General features: G+C 42.7%; 7 protein-coding genes. All 7 read right to left on the reverse strand.

What is annotated here, in order from left to right:
• Positions 1-2,418, reverse strand: a complete 2,418-nt coding sequence (locus Q0993_RS12545; RefSeq protein WP_299533490.1) for an ABC transporter permease — start codon at positions 2,416-2,418, stop codon at positions 1-3.
• 37 nt (positions 2,419-2,455) lie between these two features.
• Complete coding sequence (locus tag Q0993_RS12550; protein ID WP_299533491.1) at positions 2,456-4,837, reverse strand: ABC transporter permease; 2,382 nt, start codon at positions 4,835-4,837, stop codon at positions 2,456-2,458.
• Between the two features lie 114 nt (positions 4,838-4,951).
• Positions 4,952-7,348: an ABC transporter permease gene (locus Q0993_RS12555; protein ID WP_299533493.1), complete on the reverse strand. Its 2,397-nt coding sequence runs from the start codon at positions 7,346-7,348 to the stop codon at positions 4,952-4,954.
• 73 nt (positions 7,349-7,421) lie between these two features.
• Positions 7,422-9,845, reverse strand: a complete 2,424-nt coding sequence (locus Q0993_RS12560) for an ABC transporter permease (protein ID WP_299533495.1) — start codon at positions 9,843-9,845, stop codon at positions 7,422-7,424.
• 92 nt (positions 9,846-9,937) lie between these two features.
• Positions 9,938-12,373, reverse strand: a complete 2,436-nt coding sequence (locus tag Q0993_RS12565) for an ABC transporter permease (RefSeq protein ID WP_299533497.1) — start codon at positions 12,371-12,373, stop codon at positions 9,938-9,940.
• Positions 12,374-12,399: 26 nt separating this feature from the next.
• The gene (locus Q0993_RS12570; RefSeq protein WP_299533498.1) at positions 12,400-14,781 is read right to left on the reverse strand and encodes an ABC transporter permease; all 2,382 of its coding nucleotides are present in this window, start codon (positions 14,779-14,781) and stop codon (positions 12,400-12,402) included.
• Between the two features lie 244 nt (positions 14,782-15,025).
• Positions 15,026-17,434, reverse strand: coding sequence for an ABC transporter permease (locus tag Q0993_RS12575; RefSeq protein ID WP_299533500.1), 2,409 nt, complete (start codon positions 17,432-17,434; stop codon positions 15,026-15,028).
• Between the last annotated feature and the right edge of the window lie 98 nt (positions 17,435-17,532).

The raw sequence follows: 17,532 nt of genomic DNA on the forward strand, positions 1-17,532 counted from the left end.
TTACTCAGAGCGTAATGAATTTGCAGGATTGGCCCGGGCCACCCTAAACGATTGTGAACTGATGGTCAAAAAAGCCACACCAAATGCTATGACACCTGTTAAGGCGAAAATCCACCAAGAAAGGTTTATTTTATAGGCAAAGCCCTCCAACCAGCCGTCCATCACCAGCCATCCTACAGGGGCGGCAATCAAAAAAGAAAAACCTACAAGCCTTAAAATATCCTTGGAAAACAAATTGATAATCGCAGTGGTCGAGGCACCCAATACTTTCCGTACGGCTATCTCCTTAACACGTTGTTGTGCCGAGAACATGGCAAGCCCCAATAGTCCCAAACAGGAAATAATGATGGCAAAAACGGAAAAGATATTGGACAACTTGGCAACCACCTGCTCATTTTTGTAGAGTGCTTGATATTCACTATCAGCAAACTGATAATCAAAGGGACGCAAAGGGTTTAGTTTTGCGTACAGGGTCTTTAATTGGGCCAAGGCCTCCTTGGTCTTACCTGCCTCGGTCCGAATTAGGATAAACCCAAAGTTGAGATTTTCCTTCACATCTACGATAACCGGTTTTATCCTTTGGTGCAGGGAAGCGGTATGATAATCTTCCAAAATACCTATAATACGCCCTTTTTTATCCCAGGCGGAGACCCATTTCCCCAAAGGATCGGTGATTCCCATTTGTCGGACAGCCTCTCGATTCACCATAAAGGCATCCGTGGAATCCGAAGCGATTTTTTTTGAAAACCCTCTGCCATCGGCAATTTTTAAGTCCATAATCCTTAAAAAATCAAACCCTACGGACTTGGGCATAAATCCTATGGAAACTCCCTCTCCCTTGCCTTCCCAATTGATGGGGTTGGCCACTTCAAATTCCATGGCGTGTGGAGCTTCACTACTGCGATCTACCAGGGCAACCCCTGGCAATCTAGAGGCCTCATCTTTGAATACCGCATATCTTTCGGCATTGGCCAAGGTTCCTTCAATACGGATGTATATCAAGTTCTCCCTGTTGTATCCCAAATTGGAATGCTGAACAAAATCCGTTTGCCGTGAAACGACCATCGCGGCTATCAACAGCAAAATGGAGAGCCCGAATTGGAAAATTGTCAATCCCCTCCTTAGCCATTCCGAAGAACCCGTAAACCTAAAAGTTCCTTTTAAAACTTGAACTGGTTTTAGTGAAGACAGAAAAAGAGCGGGATAGCTACCGGCAAAAAAACCAGTAAAGACGATCAGGCCAAGGACCACCATCCAATAGTAAACATTGTCGAACGGCAAGGCAATTTCCTTCCCGGTAAAGGAATTTACCGCAGGAAGAAGTAGTCCCGTTAATAGCACCGAAACAAAAACGGCGAAGAACGCAAGCAAAATCGATTCCAATATAAACTGATTTATCAAATGCCCCTTTAAAGAGCCTACGGCTTTCCTCACCCCGACTTCCTTGGCCCTTTTTACCGATCTGGCCGTGGAAAGGTTCATATAATTGATGCAGGCAATCACCAAAATGAAGATGGCCACACCGGCAAAAAGTTTGGTATATTCCATACGCCCATCGACCGGCTTGCCATTTTCAAAACGCCCTTTGAGATATTTATCCGTAAAGGGCTGTAAATGGGCCTCCATTCGAATGGGGTTATTGGGATCCAATCGGGTTTGTAGATACGTATTGATATTTTGTTCAACCTGAAAAGGGTCTGCCGTAGTAGAAATTTGTACCGTTGAAAGTACATTATGGGAGGCTATAAGTATTCTTGATTTGGCATAGGACTCCCAATCGACCAAAAAGTCAAAGGAAAGAGAGCTATTTGTCGTTAAGTCCTCAAAAACAGCGGTAACCCTAAGATCTAGGTTGTTTTCATACCGTATCGTCTTACCTACTGCATTTTGCGGGCCATCAAAAAATAGTTCCGCCATTTTTCTAGAAATGGCAATGGTGTTTATTTCACTTAGGGGCATAGAGGTATCACCTGCAATAATGGGATAATCGAACATTTCAAAAAAGTCCTTACCGGCCCTTGCCCCTTCCATTTTGTACATTCTATCCCCGACCTCAAATGTTTCCGGATATCCCCAGGGAAGCTCATAGCCCGTTACATAGAAATTGGAACGTTCTATGCCATCTATGCTTTGCTGCATTCCCTCCAAGAGTGGGAAATAGCGTTGTTGTTCTGCATCGTAATTTGTAGGTGTTGTATAGGTTCCATCGGTTTTACCCTCGGAAACTACTGTATAATAGACATTATAGAGCGTATCAGAATTTCCATGAAACGCATCCACTGCTTTTTCGTCCTGTATCCATAAAAAAATCAGAAGAAAGCTTACCATTCCCAATACCAAGCCCGAGAGGTTAATGATTGAAAACGCCTTGTTCCTTATAATGTTCCTAAACCCAACTATCAAATAATTCCTTAACATAAATGTTCATTTTCGATGATATAATGTGTCATTTGTCTCACTCCGTGCGCAAACTTCTTACAGGATTTGCGTTGGCAGCCTTTATAATCCGATAACCAATTGTGGCCAATGTTATCAAAACAACTCCGCCAATGGCGGCTGCAAAAACCCACCAGCTTAATACTGTCTTATACAAGAAGCCTTCCAGCCAATTGTTCATAAAATACCAGGTGAGGGGGGACGCAATAAGGCCGGCTATCAGGATGAGTTTGAAAAAATCAATGGTAAACAGGCCGAGAATATGCCCTATTGTTCCCCCCAACACTCTACGTATTCCTATTTCCCTTGTTCGCTGTGCCACGAAAAATGATATGATACCATATAACCCTAAGCAGCATATGAAAATGGCCAGAACGGAAAATACTTTGGACAAAGCCAGCAAACGTTGTTCGGATTCATACTGTTCGGCAACACGATCATCCATAAAACGATAGTCATAGATGTATTTGGGAAATACGGCCTGCCAACGTTCCGTAATGGCATCCAAGGTGCTTTTTACATTTTGGCCATTTATTTTAATCGCCAATTCGCTGTAAGCATCTTTGTTGGGCGCAATAAAAATTGGACTAATGGCTTCATGAAAGTTTTTGTCATGAAAATCGGCTACTACCCCCACTATGGAAGCATTTGTCCCTGATACCGTCAACTTTTTACCCAAAAGTTCCTCAACCGAAGCCAAGCCCAACTTTTTGGCCAAGGTCTGGTTCACTACTACTTCCTGAATGGAATCCGAAGCGTAAAAATTTCGCCCTGCTATAAGTTCAAGGCCAAATACATTTAGATAATCTTTATCGGCCAGTTTGGCCTGAATGGAAAATTCTTCATTTTCGGCCCTATTGTGATAGCGAATAGAAGTACCCCAGTCATTTTTGGCCGCCCCTGGGCTGGACAAACAAGCTGTTATCTTGGTAACCCCCGAAATTCCCAAAATCCGTTCTTTTAATCCATTGAGCCTTTCCGTTTCCAATTCCTCAGGAATATCCACCATGAGTATTGCCTCTTTATCAAAGCCCAAGTCGGCATTTACCGCGTAGTTAATTTGTTTGGCAATGACCAATGTGGCCACAATAAGCGCAATGGAAATTGCAAACTGTACCGTAACCAATACTTTTCTTGTTACCTGACCGCCAGCGTCCCTCTGGTCGAGCTTTCCTTTTAGGGCCAAAACGGGTACGATCCGGGCCAATAAAACCCCAGGATAGCTTCCGGAAACAAATGAAACCGCGAGCAACAGGAACAATAGGAACGCCATTGTCCTAAAATCAAGTAGACTATCCAAAGACAGCTGTAAATCAAAAAGATCATTTAGATAGGGCAAGGTCATTATGGCAATGACCACCCCAACCAACATGGCAAAAAGCCCGATAAGGAATGTTTCTGAAATAAATTGCCAGAAAAGATGCCTCTTATGACTTCCCAAAACCCTTCTGATTCCGATTTCCTTAGAACGTATAAGCGATTGTGCCGAGGAGATATTGATAAAGTTGATACAGGCTATTCCTATCAAAAAGAATCCGATCATTACAAAAATCCACAACAGATTCGAATCGATACTTCCCGGGTAGTTGGCATTAAAATGGATATCCGCCAAGGGTTGTAGTTTATAATGGTGTACATTTTTCCTACCAGATCTATGCTTTTCGACCAATTCTGGCAATACCGCCTCGATATCAGCAGGGTTTTGACCTGGATGTAACAACGCAAAACACTGCAAACTTGACATGATACCACCCCAAGTACCACTGGCCAAAAAATCGTTGTAGCCGGCCACGGTCTTATACGACAGAAATATGTCGGTGTTGATTACCGTATTCTTGGGAAGGTCTTTCAGTACCCCGATTACCTGAATAGTTTCCAAATTATTAAAAACAAAGGTCTCACCCAACGGGCTTTTATCGCCATACAGTCTTTGGGCAGCACTTTGTGTTATAAATGCGGTATTGGGCTCTAATAGGCTTCTTTCCGTGAGTCGCTCTTGTAGGGGGAAATTCAAAATATCAAAAAAATGCGGTTCGGTAAAAGCAATGTTTTCTTGGAACCGTCCTTCGCCGGACTGTGATACATCGCTTATTAGCTGATCTTCCCAACTCACAATGTTTGCCACTTTCTCCGCATAGTCGTAGTCGGTTCTAAATGCTTCGGCAAACCCTGGAGGAACACTGGCCCTATAACCGATATTGTCCCTATGAAGTTCCGTAACAACCCGATAAACACGATCTGGGTTTTTGTGAAAATTATCATATTGAAGATGGTGGGATACAAAAAGGAAAATTAGAATACTAGAGCTAAAGCCAATTGCTAATCCTATGACATTAATCAATGTAGAGCCTTTTCTTTTTCTTAGACTCCGCCAAGCGATTTTTAAATAGTTCCTAAACATGGTTCCCGTTCTCTTAATTCATTTAATATTTAATTCTTCCTATAACCTCCTTTCCCTTTTGACCACCTGCCCGACAACGTCATTCAGGCAGATACTTCGGGCTACATCAGGGATTCACTCCATCCGTAAACTCTTTATAGGATTGGTGTTGGCGGCCTTTATGGCCTGAAAACTTACCGTAATGACCGTGATGAACAAGGCCCCAAAAATTGCTGCGGCAAATAGCATCCAGGACAGGTCTATCCTATAGGTATAATTTTGCAACCATCCTCGCATTACATAAAAGGCTATAGGTACAGCGACTGCGCATGCTATGAGGACCAGCACCAAAAAATCCTTGGAAAGCATTTTCCAAAGGCCAAATACGGAAGCACCGAGAACCTTACGTACCCCTATTTCCTTGGTACGCCGTTCGGCCACAAAAGCAGTAAGTCCAAAGAGTCCCAAACAACTTATGAAGATGGCCAAGACTGTGAAGATGCCGGCCAAACTGGCCACACGTTCCTCCGATTGGAACTTGATGGCATATTGATTGTCAACAAACTGATAGTCGAAAGGAGTTTTGGGGAAGTGCTCCTTAAATACACCCTCTATCCTGGCAAGATTTTCTTCCGTACTTTTTTGTGGATTTAACCGAAGATTGTAGAAATTGGTTATACCAAACTTATCGAATGCGTACACCCCTTGTCTTACCGGTTCAAAAGGAGATTGCACAATCATATCCTCGATGACCCCGATAATTTGTAAGGGAGGACCAGGGTTTTCACTATCCGATTCCCTTAGGAATTTGCCGATCGGATCAGTAAGGCCCATATATTTCATAGCTGCCCTATTGATGAGGACGGCATTGGAATCCGTAGGAAACTCCTTGGAGAAATCCCTTCCCATGATTATCTGCAATCCCAGGGATTTGGCATATTGAGGGGATACGAAAGTCCAAGCCAAACTTACTTGAAAATCGTCCGGTTTTCCATCCCAGGTATAATTGCCCGTATTGGACCAAATTTCCGTAGTGGGGGCACTGGAGGTCGACATTTCGGTTACGGCACCCGACGCCAGGAATTCATTGCGGACAAGATCTCTTTTTTCCGAAAACTCCCGCCCGGCCGCGGGAATTTGTATAAGCCCTTCCTTAGTATAACCAGCCGGCCTGTCCTTTACAAAACGAATCTGTTGCAGTACTACAAGGGTGCCGATGATAAATGCCGCCGAGGCCGTAAATTGTACTACCACCAAAACCTTTCTGGGCAGCACTGAAAGCTTTCCGGTCTTGAGCGTACCCTTTAAAGCCTCTACAGGCTTAAAAGAAGATAGATATAGTGCAGGGTAACTCCCCGATAGCAGTGATGTTATGCCTATGAACAATATTGAGGCTATCCAGAATAAAGGGCTATTCCATGGGAAATGTACCTCTTTTCCGGACAGCTGGTTAAAACCGTCCAAGAAGATTAACACCAAGATAACCGCCAAAAAGAAAGCCAATAAAGTTACCATAAAGGATTCCCCAAGAAACTGATGTATCAAATGGCGTTTATTGGAGCCGATCGTTTTTCGAAGTCCAACCTCCTTGGCCCTCTTTTCGGATCGCGCCGTACTAAGGTTCATAAAATTGATGCATGCCAGCACTAATACCAAAATACCGATAAACCCAAATAGTTTAACATAGGTAATCCGACCGCCTACTTGGCGACCTTCTTCAAAATCGCCACGCAAATACCAATCTTTCATAGGTAAAAGGAGGAGTTGGGGATTGCTTTCGGTCTCGGGAAGTTGATCTTTTTTGGCATCTTTAATTACGGCGGTAACCTCGTCCATATTCATATTGTCTGCAATTTGAACCAACATCTGGAAGGAGTTATTATTCCAACTATCCCTAGCCTCGGCGACCCATTCGCGCCATGAAACGTATCGTTCCCAAGGCAGTAAAAATTGGAGGCCATGGAACGAATTGTTGAAAGGTATATCTTCAAACACCCCGGTAACCGTTGCCTCAATTTCATTATTGATCCTAACAACCTTTCCTATGGGGTCTTCCAATCCAAAAAGAGCCTGGGAAGTGGATTCGTCCAACATGATACCATCAATGTCCTGAAGGCCATTTTTCTGGCCGTTCACCATTTTCAGGTCCAACATATCCGCGATACCGGCCTGCATGTAATTCCCCATGCGGGATATAATGTTGTTATTGTACTCCAAGCTTTGTTTCCATTGCCAAGACGCCATTACGATATGTTTAAAATAGTCTCCATATTGTTCCCGGAGAACAAACTCCAAGGGCCTGGGAATGGCATTTCCGGTATCGATACTTCCGTTTCTAGTCCGGTTTTGATAAACTTGGGCAATTTGGTCTTTCTTGCCAAAATAATTGTCTCGGCTCAATTCGTCCGCCACCCAAAGTCCTATCATCAGGGCAACAGCCATTCCAATGGCCAATCCGCCCACATTGATGACCGAATAAATCTTATGCTTCCATAAATTCCGCCAAGCGATTTTTAGATAGTTCCTAAACATAATCTTTTGTTTTTAACCCTTCTTTTTACTTCGACCTCGCTCCGTAAAATCCACAGGGCCAATTGATGATTTATTATTCATTTCGCAACACCTCAACAGGGTTCGTCGTTGCGGCTTTAAAGCTTTGCCACCCTACAGTGATAAAAGCTATAACTAAGGCAGAACTTCCTGCCAAGACAAACACCCACCAGCCAATAGTTGTTTTATAGGCAAAGCCTTCCAACCACTTGGTCATCATCCACCACCCTATGGGCGTAGCGATTCCAACGGCAATTAATACAAGTTTTATGAAGCCGGATGTGAGCAAGCCCACTATTCCTGTCACAGAGGAACCCAATACTTTACGTATGCCAATTTCATTAAGCCTTTGTGTTGCCGTAAACGCAGTTATTCCCAGCAACCCAAGACAAGCGATAACAATGGCGATGATCGAAAAATATTGGAAAAGCGCACCGATCAGTGCCTCTCTTTCATACAATTGTTCAAATGCCTCATCCAGAAAGAAAAACTCAAAGGGCCTGCCCGGGGCATACGCTTTCAATTGTGCCTCAACCTCCCTAATCGTGGAAGATAGATTTGCACCCGACAATTGGATTACGATATTATCCAGAAAATAGCTTTCCGGTGCAACGGTAAGAATTAGGGGTTGGATCTTTTCATGCAAGGACTGTAGATGAAAGTTTTTTACGATACCTATTAAACCTCCTTCCTTGGTGGCCGAAGAGGAAACGCCTTTCATGGCCAATTTAACGTTTTCCAAATCCTCAATTCCAAACTTTAGGGCTGCCGCCTCATTCATAACATAAGCCATAGTGGAATCGGTACCGTATTCCCTTGAAAAGCCCCTTCCCTTAACAAGGGTCATATCCAGTGTATTTATGATACTCTCGTCCACTAGGAGGGTGTTTGCATTGGCTTTGGTGACCTGACCCTTATTGTTTACCGTAGTCTCAAAGTCGTAAAAGCCCTTTTCCCATGGAAAGTTAGAAATAGCGGAAACTTCCTTTACCCCGTTCAACCGGAGGATTTGGTTTTTCAAAGCATTGAATCTATTTTGAATAGCGGCATCACGAACGGGAACCACCAAAACTTGATCCTGTTGAATTCCCAAGTTCTTGTCCCGTATGTAATGCATCTGGGATTGCATGATAACCGTGGAAATAATAAGCGTTATGGCAACTACAAATTGAAAGACCAACAAGGAAGATTGAATGTAAGAGGACTTTTTCCCTTTGAACAGGGATGTTCCCCTTCCTTTCAGAAAGGCCATAAGCCTATATTTGGAAATAACCCATAGTGGTGTAAAAGAGACCAATACACTTATTAGCAACAATAGTCCACATAAGTAAAGGATTACTCCGTTGTTGAAAACCGAAAATAGGCTTAATTGGGTTTTCATTAGCGAATTGAACCCAGGAAGAAACAACACTCCCCAAACAAATGCCAATACCAGTGAGACAAAGAGAAAAGCAAGGCTTTCCAACAATAAATGCTTCCCAATACTGCCATTATCCGCTCCAAGAACCTTCCGGATTCCCAAGGTTTTCAGGTGTAGTACTATTTTAGTGAGAAAAAGATTTACAAAATTGAATGCGGCCACCAGCAGTATAACAATACCCACCGCTATGAACAGGTAAAGCACGTTTTTGTCTATGGAAGGCTGCAACTCATTTTCCAAACTGGAAAAGTGCACATCGGTCACATTCTGAAGAGAATGGGAACGTTTGTCCGCAACATGGTTCGGAAGGAATTGTTTTTCAACACTTTTAACGTACTGGGTAGCTTCTTCAACGGCAACTTGCGTATTGAGTTTTGCAAAACTATATACAGGAGGATAGTACCATGTGCGGTTTGGGTCGGCTATCCAGGGGCCCCATATTTCTTCAGCTGCCGCCATAGGGACTATAAAGTCAACCTTTACGCTGGATTGTTCGGGTATGTCGGCAAGTATGCCAGCTACCTTAAACGCATAGTCTTGTTCCACATGAAGCACTTTTCCCAATGCTTCCTCTTCACCGAAGTACTTTTTTGCGACAGATTGCGTAATCAATATGTTATCCGGTGCTTCTAGTGCAGTTGTCCTGTTCCCTTGGACAAGAGGAAAGGAAAAGACTTCCAGAAAAGTAGGGTCTGCATAAAAAAACCGCGGTTCTTGGAAAACATTCAATTTTTTGTCATCGCTTACGCTAACGCTTTGTGGCAGCAAGCGCGCCGTTTTCGCAATGGAGGAAAACTTGGATTCCAACAAGGGGGCATACGGCATAAAAGAGTTTGCATAGTTTCTGACTGTCCCATTTTCCGTAGTCTCATGGGTGGTAATTCTGTAGATTTTATCGGCATCCTTATGGAACCCATCGTAGTTGAGTTCGTTATCAACAAATAAAAAAATAATCAAACAGCTGGCTATAGCCACAGAAAGCCCAAAAAGGTTGATCGATGTGTTTAATCGGTCCCTGATGGCCCTGCGAAAAATAGTTTTCAGATAGTTCTTGAACATGGTCGTATGTTTTGGTTTCCTAATCGGACATTGTCCGAATGATGAAATGAAAAACCTCTAGTCTTTTTTTATCCATCATCCTACATCGCTGTTTATTCTGTTCGCAAGCTTTTTATCGGATTAACCACCGCAGCCTTGATGCTTTGATAACTAACCGTTACTATGGCAATTCCCAGGGCCAAAAAGGCTGCAAATGCCAGTATCCACCAATTGACTTCTATGCGATACGAAAAATCCTGAAGCCACTGATCCATGGCATACCAACCAATGGGCAAAGAGATAAGTATGCCTATGCCCACGAGCTTGATGAAATCCAAAGTGAGTCGATATGAAATTTGTCCCACACTGGCACCCAACACCTTTCTCACACCGATTTCCTTAGTTCTTTTTTCAGCGTTAAAAGCCGCCAATCCAAATAAGCCAAGGCAAGCGATTAAAATGGATAGTGTGGTAAATATGATGAAAATGCGACCCAAGCGTTGTTCGGACTTATAGGTATCGTTAAATGATTCTTCCATGAAGTAGTAATCAAAGGGTTGGCCAGGAGCCACTTTGTTCCAAATCCCCTCTATACCTGCAATTGCATTTGAAAAATTATCGGTTTCGAGCTTTACGGCCATGGAACCCGCCCAGTCGCTCAAATGAAGGCTCAAGGCCTCTATTTCTTCCCTAAAAGGGGAGAAATGGAAGTTCTTTACCACGCCGATAATTGTAAAATATTTTGGGTTTTCTTGACCCAGACCCTGAGTAAAGCGCATGCCAATGACATCTTCGGGAGAAACCCCGATGGTGGCCACTGCGGATTCATTGATAATTATACTTGTTGAATCATTTTTGAACGCCCGGTCAAAATTTCTCCCGGCAACAACCTCAAGACCCATGGTAGATACATAATCATGGTCCACGCCCCACGTCTGCATACTTACGGCATTTTCCTGATCTGTAGCCCCTTCCTCTGGGGCAAAAACAGTATCAGATCTACCCGAGGGGGTTGGAAAAAAACTGCTAAGGGTAGCGTTCTCGACAAACGCCAATTTTTTCACTTCTTCCTTAAAAGAAGCCACTTGATTTTCAGCGGTAAAGACATCGTCGACGATGAGCACTTGGTCCTTGGAAAAACCAAGATCTTTATTCTGAATATATTGTAATTGCTGATACACGACCAATGTACCGATTATCAAAAAAACGGAAATTGCAAATTGAAATATCACCAACCCGTTTCGTATTCCTCCTCCTCCTAAATTATTGCCCGTTATGCCTTTGAGCACTTTTACCGGGACAAATTTCGAGATAAAAAATGCTGGATAGCTCCCTGAAAAAAGTGCCAGCACCGCTCCCGAAACCAACAAAACCAACCAAAAGAAAGGATTTGCATAGGGCATGGAAATATCCTTATCCGCCAAGGTATTGAAATAGGGCAAAACCAGGATGGCCAGTATAAAAGCGACCAAAAGAGAACCGAAAGAAACCAGACCCGACTCGATTAAAAATTGACGGATAAGCTCTCTTCTATTGGAACCCAGTGTTTTTCGTATACCCACTTCCTTGGCTCTTTTTAAGGAGTGGGCGGTGCTTAGATTCATGAAGTTTACACTGGCCAGAACAATCAGGAATATGGCAATAAAAGATAGGATGTATATACTTTGAATATCGTTGTTACCGCTTATTTCCGCTACCCTATCGGATTTTAAATGTATATCGGTAAGTGGAATGGTGCTATAGATCAAATGGTTGCCGGCGGCCTTGAACTGTTCCTCGGTAATGCCCGGCATAAATTGTTGCACCCCCGGAATTACATATTTACCCAAAAAGTCCCGTAAGGGCGCTTGTAAATTCTCGATGTTGGCCGATGGAATTAACTTAATGAACGTTTGATAGTTGTTACTGCCCCAGTTCACTACACGGGAATCATCGTAACCGGCCATAGCCATAAAAATCGAATGGTCCCTTAGGAATGAGTTTTTGGGGAAATCGTCAATTACTCCGGTAACCGTATAGGTTTCCGTATTGTTCAAAAGCAGGTTTTGACCCAAGGCATCTTGGATGCCAAAGTGTTTTTCCGCCGCCGATTTGGTCATTACCAAGGTATTGGGAGATTTTAAGGCTGTTTTTATATCGCCCGCCAAAAGCGCTACATCGAACATTTCAAAAAAGGTGGAATCCACAAAAGTGGACTGTAGTTCCTTAACATTGACCTCGGTACCCGATTTTCTGATCAACATACTACCCCTTGTACGAAATCTGGTGCTCAGCTCCACTTCAGAAAAGTCCCTGTCCAGTGCCTCTGCCATGGGGGCAGGAGTAACGGCAAACTTGCGGTCCTCACCTCCAAACTTTATATCCGCATTAACCCGGTGGATACGATCGGCATCGGGGAACATGGTATCATAGCTCAATTCGTCATGGATGTACAGGGCGATAAGAAGTCCGCCTGCCATACCAATGGCCAGTCCAAATGTGTTGAGAAAGGTGAAAAAAGGTTGCTTCTTAAGGCTCCTCCATCCGATTTTTAAATAGTTTTTAAGCATAACAGTTCTTTTATGATAAATACAGTTTATTCGTCCCGCAGGATTTGTGCGGGGTCCATATTCGCCGCTTTTAGAGTCTGCGAACCAATCATCACCAAAGCTAAAAGCAACACCCCAAGGAAACCTAAGGTAAGCTCACCAAATGCAATGGCCTTGTGATAGGCAAAATGGACCAAAATGAGCTTGTCGAACAATAAATAAGTAATTGGCAGCGCAATAAGAGCGGCTATGGTAAGCAAAGACAGGTAACTCTTGCCCAATACATACACAAGGTTTGTTTTGGCCGCACCCAGGACTTTGCGGATACTTATCTCCCTTAACCTTGTTTCGGTGGTAAATACCACCATTCCCAATAGCCCCAAGGAAGAAATACAAATGGCCAGGAATGATAGAAAACCTATGACCTTAACAATCATCGAAATGGGACTGAACGCCCTTTCTATGGCATCTACATAGAGCTTGGCTTCTAACGGGCGTACTGCGTCAACCTCTTTCCAGGCACTTTCAATAGCCGCCAAGGTCTCCGGCCAATCCTTGGTCGTTACCTTTGCATTGATAAACCCTCCCGGTGCCGCGGAATAGGTAAGCGCAGTAGGCTTTATGGCACTTTCTACTCTTTCATAATGAAAATCCTTAAGCACTCCCGTAATTGTTCGGTGCTTGCCATCTACTAAAATACGCTCCCCTATGGCCTCATTAGGGTCTCCCTTTGCAATATTGAACCTTTTCAACACCTTTTCATTGACAATTACCTCATCGGTAGCCGTTGCCCTAAAATTGCTACCAGACAAGAACTCATGCCCGTGCAAGGGCAAATACTTTTCATCCACCCTATTGGCCAAAGCCGAAACCGAATCATTTGGGTCTTTGTATTTTAATAGCATTCTGTTGTTCTGCCCAAGACTGGTAACTATACGTGATTGGGATATCTCGCCAATTGCGGGTATCTTGGAAAGTTTTTCGGCCAAAATATCGGCCTTATGCCCCTGAAGGTGTATGTTAACGATGTTCTCTGTATGAAACCCAAGATCAAAAGACACAAAACTCCTGTATTGGGCGTATCCTATTATTGTAGTAGTAATAAAAATGAGTGAAAAGGTATATTGCACCACTACAAGGGTCTTTCTAAGATTCACTCTTTTAAAAAGTCTTAGGGAGGATGCTCCTTTTAAAACCTTATACGCTTTGATCTTTGAAAAGAAAAAGGCGGGGAACAGCCCGGCAAAGGTGCCTATACCCATGGCAAGTAAAACAAAACCGATCATTAATTTGGGAGATACCTCCATAACCGCCAGATGGTCTATATAAGAGTGCAGGGAAATAAATTCTTCTCTTAAGAAAAGAAACAGTAGAACTGCCAAAGGAAGTGAAACCAATGCTATGGCGATCGACTCCACCATAAATTGTGTGATTAGCTGCCCTTTATTGGCCCCGACCACCTTTCTGACGCCCACTTCCCTAGACCGTTTTAACGCCCGTGCAATGGACAAATTGGTATAATTAAAACATGCCGAGGCAATTACGATCAATGCCAATGCCACCAATACCCAAATGGCAACATTGTTAATGGTAGGACCTATTTCATTGGCAATGGATTTTCCTATTGAAATTTCGGTGAGTGGCTGCAAGGCCAGGGTAATTTCCCTGTTCTTAAGTTTGGAGTTTTCCAACTGGGCCAGTTGATCAAGATTTTGTTGTAAGGCCTCCAAATCATGCTTGGGAGGAAGGAGGATATAGGTATAATTCTGGTAGATATTGTCCCAGTCCGCAAAACCGCTTTCCGGATTTTCAAATTGAAGTTCCGCAGTGGAAAAAGAAATCAACGCCTCAAAACTGAGGTGCGACAGTTTTGGAATATCCTTCATAACCCCAGTAACCTTATATATATGGGTATCCAATGTGAGGGTATTACCAAGAACATCAGCTGTACCGAACATTTTTTCGGCCCATTTTTCGGTCAAAACCAAAGAATACGGATCTTCCAAAGCCGATCCGAAATCCCCATCTAAAAGGGGGTAGGTAAACATCTTTAGAAATGAATTGTCCGCCCAATACGCTTGTAAAGGCAAGGCTTTATCCTCTGTTGAGGCTACACCGTTAAATCCGTTGTGTAATACCGTAACATCCCCTACCTGGGAAAGTGTTTCTTTAATACTACGCCCGGTTTGCAGAGAGGAAGAGGCAAGATACTCTGAGGGCGCATTGGCTTTTTGATCTAGGGTAAGCACCCTAAATATGTTGTCCTTGTTTTTGTGGAAGCTGTCATAGGACATCAAATCGGTAACAAAGGTCATGATTAAAAGACCGACGGACATGCTAACGGCAAGGCCAATAAGATTGATTCCCGTAAAGAGCTTGCTACGGGCCATACCTCGTATTGCTATTTTAATATAGTTTTTTAACATCATTCACCGTTTTAAGTCATATCCGCAAAAGTGGAAATCTATATATTATTCTCAATGGCTCACCTGTCTCTCGATTTCTGTCAATATCCCGCCACTTGTGGTTGTTCAAATCGTTACTCCTTCGATATAGGTAGAGTCTCGTAAATCTGGTTTCAACTTTCCGTTCTAGAACTAGAAGGCCCTTGGCTTGCCTTCAACTTCCTACCCTTTCGGTTCAATATCTTTTGCCCATTGTCTATCATCTATTTCATTCCGTGCGCAAGCTTGTTACCGGATTGGAAAGCGCAGTTTTTACACTTTGATACATTATGGTCATCAGTGCAATTAAAATGGCTATGCATCCTGCCATGAAAAATATGGACCACTTTAAATTTATGCGGTAAGCAAAATCTTCCAACCACCTATTCATAATATATCCGCCTATTGGGACCGCTATTGTAATAGCAATTAAAACGAGCCCAAGAAATTCCTTTGAGATTAGGGCTGTAACGCTCGTTACGGAAGCACCTAAAACCTTTCTTATACCAATTTCTTTCCTACGTCGTTCCGCGATAAACGTGGTTAGGCTAAATAAGCCAAGGCATGCTATGGCTATGGCAAGTATCGCAAAAGCATTGAATAGTTTTCCCGTGCCTTCAATCTCCTTATGCATTGCTACAAAGCGCTCATCCAAAAAATCATAGCGAAATTGAAATGTTGGGTTCATAACATCCCATACTTCTTTTATTGAAGATAGTGCCGACTCTAGGTTGCTAGCCTCCATTTTGACGGAAATCATCGAGTTGGATTGGCCTAGAATCAATGCAGATGAAGAGATTTGATGCTTTAAGGATTCAAAGTGAAAATCCTCAAAAACGCCAATAACTTTCCAAGATTTTTCCTTGTTCGTAATCCTCGTACCAATGACATTGTCCACACCTAATTTCTCTGAAAATGTCTTGCTAACGAGTATTGCCGTTGAATCCGAAACCAGTTTCTCATTGAAATTTCGTCCTTCGACCATGGTAATTCCCAAGGTGGGAACGTAATCATGATCAACACTCCATATTTGCGAGTTTATGCCCTGCTCCATACTTTGTCTTCCTTGTTTCCAAAAAGAATCCGAATAGCGCCTTGCACCTTCCACAGGTAAGTAATCACTTATGGAAGCATTGTTTACTTCATTTAATCGCAAAATCCTTTCTTTAAAAGTGGAAATTCTTGGTCCAAGACCATCAGTACCTTTTATGGCCAAAACCTGTTCCTTATCAAATCCCAGATTCTTGTCGGAAACAAATTTCATTTGCCGGTACACCACTATGGTACAAATAATCAGGACTATGGAAACCACAAATTGAAAGACCACCAGGGAATTCCTAAAAGAGATGTTTACTTTTACCCCGGTGGAATTTGATTTTCCGCTTGAACCCATTTTAAGTTTTGACAAATACAAGGATGGATACAGGCCGGTAATAATCCCAAGGAAAATAGCACTTGCAAAAAGAATAGAGATTCCCCCAATTGTCCAATTGGGAAATTCCAATGATTTTGCCATAATCCCGTTAACAAAGGGAAGAAGCGCATAGGCCAGCAAAACCCCTATGAGCAGTGACAGTATGCTAAACAATATAGATTCTACCAAAAATTGTGAAACCACCTGTTTTTTACTTGCTCCGATTACTCTTCTTAATCCAATTTCCTTGGATCTTATAGTATAGCGGGCTGTGGATAGGTTGATAAAATTTATGCAGGCAATTAAGATTATCAACAGGCCGGAAAAAGCAAAAAGCCACAACATTTGCTTATTGCCATGGGGAAGATTATCCCTAATCGCTTCAGAACCCAAATAAATCTCCTCTATAGGCTGTAGTTCATGCTTTATGTTATTGGCGATATCTTGTGGATTTGAGAAATCCCTCTCGATCCAACTTGGCAGAAAGTACTTTGTGGTGATATTGGATAATTTGTCATTGAACCCGTTAACATTTGCCCTTGGGTCCAACTTTAGGTAAACGTCATACATATTGGCTCCCCAATATTCCTGTTCACCGGGCCAAAATTCAACTCCGCCCAAAGAAACCAAAAAATCAGCATCAAGATGGGAATTGGTGGGGAAGTCCTTAAACACGCCCGCTATATTATACAGTATTTCTTCATTGTTGTTTATGACAAGCTTTTGTCCTACGGGATTTGTATTTGAAAAGTATTTGTGGGCCTTACTTTCGGATATTAAGATAGTATTGGGCTCGCCCATGGTATTTTCATACGTGCCCCTTACAATGGGAATATCCAATATGCTTAGAAGGTCCAGATCTACATAGGCAAACCCTTCTTCAAAATAGTTTTCTTGTTGATTGCTCGGTCTTATTTGGTTAAACCAACTTATGGGCATAAACCTTCCCGTTGCTTCAACCTCGGGAAAGTTGTTCACCAATACCTTGGAAAAAGGTGCCGGATAATCGACCCCATAGAAACCTTCTTCCAAATATTTTGTGGTTACCCTGTAGATTCTATCCTTATCAGGATAAAAGTTATCATAACTGAGCTCATGTTTTAGATATAGGGCAAGCAATAGGAACGCCGATATTCCCATTGCCAAACCAACAATTTTGATGAGGGACAACCCTTTATGCTTCCAGATATGCCTCAACGAAATTTTCAAATAGTTTTTAAACATGGCCCTTTCGCCTTTTGATACTGACCCTCCTCTGGGGTTCCAGTATCCGATGATTGATGAATAAACTCCTTAATCCTCAGCTGTTAAGCCTTGGACAA

The sequence above is a fragment of the Ulvibacterium sp. genome (assembly GCF_028285715.1).
Classification (GTDB): Bacteria; Bacteroidota; Bacteroidia; order Flavobacteriales; family Flavobacteriaceae; genus Ulvibacterium.